2 protein-coding genes are annotated in these 2,862 nt (G+C 41.3%); both read left to right on the forward strand.

Annotation, left to right across the window (positions count from 1 at the left end):
• On the forward strand, positions 1-1,658 hold a 1,658-nt coding region (locus tag AC1DPQ_RS23460; RefSeq protein WP_477611045.1), incomplete at its 5' end, for a family 43 glycosylhydrolase.
• Between the two features lie 151 nt (positions 1,659-1,809).
• A partial coding sequence (locus AC1DPQ_RS23465) for a glycoside hydrolase family 3 N-terminal domain-containing protein (protein ID WP_477611046.1) occupies positions 1,810-2,862 on the forward strand: 1,053 nt, incomplete at its 3' end.

Genomic DNA, 2,862 nt, shown 5'->3' on the forward strand with positions numbered 1-2,862 from the left:
ATGTAGATTATGGTTATACACCATTCGAATCTTTTACCGAATGGGGGAAACACCGTGCCACTGCCGATCCGGTGATTGTAAATTATAAGGGCGATTTCTATCTTTTCAGCACCAACCAATGGGGTTATTGGCATAGCGCTGATATGCTGAACTGGAAATTCCATGAAAGAAAATTTCTCCGTCCATGGAACAAAACAAAAGATGAACTCTGTGCACCAGGGGTAGGCATCGTTGGCGATACCATGGTCGTTTTCGGGAGTACCTATACTAAAAACTTCACTTTATGGGGAAGTACCGATCCAAAAGGGAACAAATGGTTCCCATTGGTTGATTCTTTAGAAATTGGTGGCTGGGATCCGTCCTTTTTTACCGATGACGATGGCAAATTTTACATGTATAACGGAAGCAGTAATAACTACCCCATGTATGGTGTGGAATTAGACCGCAAAACTTTTCAACCTAAAGGTACCCGCACACCAATGTACCTGCTTGAAAGCTGGCGGTATGGCTGGCAGCGTTTTGGCGAATATATGGACAATACATTTCTTGATCCTTTTGCCGAAGGTGCATGGATGACCAAACATAATGGCAAATATTACTTTCAATACGGAGCACCAGGAACCGAATTTAGCGGTTATTCTGATGGAGTGGTGGTTGGAACCAAACCTTTGTTTTACGATAGCCCATTTACGCCTCAATCTGATCCTTTAAGTTATAAAGGTGGTGGATTTTCGCGTGGTGCAGGGCATGGTGCAACCTTTCAAGATAACAGTAAAAATTACTGGCACATTTCTACCAGCATTATCTGTGTAAAAAACACCTGGGAGCGCAGAATGGGTATCTGGCCAACCGGTTTTGATAAAGACGATGTGATGTGGACCAATACTGCCTTTGGAGACTACCCCCTCTATCTTCCTTCCGAAAGAAAAGAAGGTGGTCCGGCAGGCCCAGGTTGGATGCTAATTAACTATAAAAAACCCATTACTGTTTCTTCAACTTTAGGAAGCTTTAATGCCAATAATGCTGTTGATGAAAGCATTAAGACCTATTGGAGTGCCAAAACCGCTAATAATGGAGAATGGATCCAAACCGATCTGGGTAGTCTGGCAACCGTTAATGCCATCCAGATTAATTATGCAGATCAGGATGCAGAATTTATTGGTAAACAGATCGGAATTTACCATCAATATAAGATTCTATCATCAACTGATGGTAAAAAATGGACTACCCTGGTTGATAAAAGCCAGAACAAAACCGATGTGCCGCACGATTATATCGAACTGCAGACACTAGTAAAAACCAGGTTCATCAAAATGATAAACATCCATATGCCAACCGGAAAATTTGCCATTAGCGGCTTACGTGTTTTCGGCAATGGAAATGGAGAAAAACCAACAAAGGTTAAAAACCTGATTGTATTGAGGACAGAAAAAGATAAACGAAGCGCCTACATCAAATGGCAGCCTGTTGATAATGCATTTGCCTATAATCTTTACTACGGTACTGCGCCAGATAAGCTATACAATTGCATTATGATCCATGATTTTAACGAGTACTGGTTCAAAGCAATGGACAGCCAAAAAGCTTATTATTTTACCATTGAAGCAATAAATGAGAATGGTGTATCGGCAAAAACCGAGGTAAAGAAAGTTGATTAATAAAATACATAGCTCACGCTCGTTTCTAACGAGTGTGGAAATAAACAATCGCTTTAAGCGATTAATGTTAAAACACGATAAAATCGTAAAGCTATTTAGGCATTCGTTGGAAACGAGCACCAACTAATAAAAAGAATAAAACACACATATAATGAAGAGAGCGAATATCCTGGTTGTTTTTTTAACCCTGCTTGTACTGAATGGATCAGCACAAACAAAAAAACCTGTTTCGGCAGCAGATGCAAAGATGAATACCTTCATCAGCAATCTGATGGCGAAAATGACCGTTGATGAAAAAATTGGTCAATTGAACCTGCCAAGTTCTGGCGATATCACCACCGGCCAGGCTAACAGCAGCGACATTTCTAAAAAAATCAGAGATGGACAAGTTGGTGGTTTATTTAACATTAAAGGAGTAGATAAGATAAAGGCAGTTCAAAAGATTGCAGTAGAAAACAGCCGCATGAAAATCCCTTTGCTTTTTGGAATGGACGTAATCCATGGTTATAATACCGTTTTCCCCATTCCATTAGGAATGAGTTGCGTTTGGGATATGGCCGCCGTACAAAAATCGGCAAGGGTTGCTGCGATAGAAGCCAGTGCAAGTGGAATTAACTGGACCTTTTCTCCTATGGTCGACATTTCTAGAGACCCGCGTTGGGGCCGCATTTCGGAAGGAAGTGGCGAAGATGCTTATTTAGGTTCACAAATTGCCGCAGCCATGGTGAAAGGTTATCAAGGTAAACTTCAGGCTAATAACGAAATTTTAGCCTGCGTAAAACATTATGCGCTTTATGGTGCTGCTGAAGCTGGCAGAGATTATAATACCACCGATATGAGCAAAGTGCGCATGTACAATGAATATTTCCCCCCTTATAAAGCCGCTGTTGATGCAGGAGCAGCCAGTATTATGGCCTCTTTTAACGAAGTTGATGGTATCCCTGCAACCGGAAGCAAATGGTTAATGACCGATGTTTTACGTAACCAATGGGGCTTTAAAGGGTTCGTGGTAACTGATTATACAGGTATTCCTGAAATGATTGCCCACGGCATGGGCGATTTACAAACTGTTTCTGCCCTGGCTTTAAATGCTGGCATTGATATGGATATGGTGGGCGAAGGCTTTTTAGGTACTTTAAAAAAATCATTGGCAGAGAAAAAAGTTGGCATGGCACAAATAGACAGGGCATGCCGATTAGTGCTT

The sequence above is a fragment of the Pedobacter sp. 01T416_2 genome (assembly GCF_056398925.1).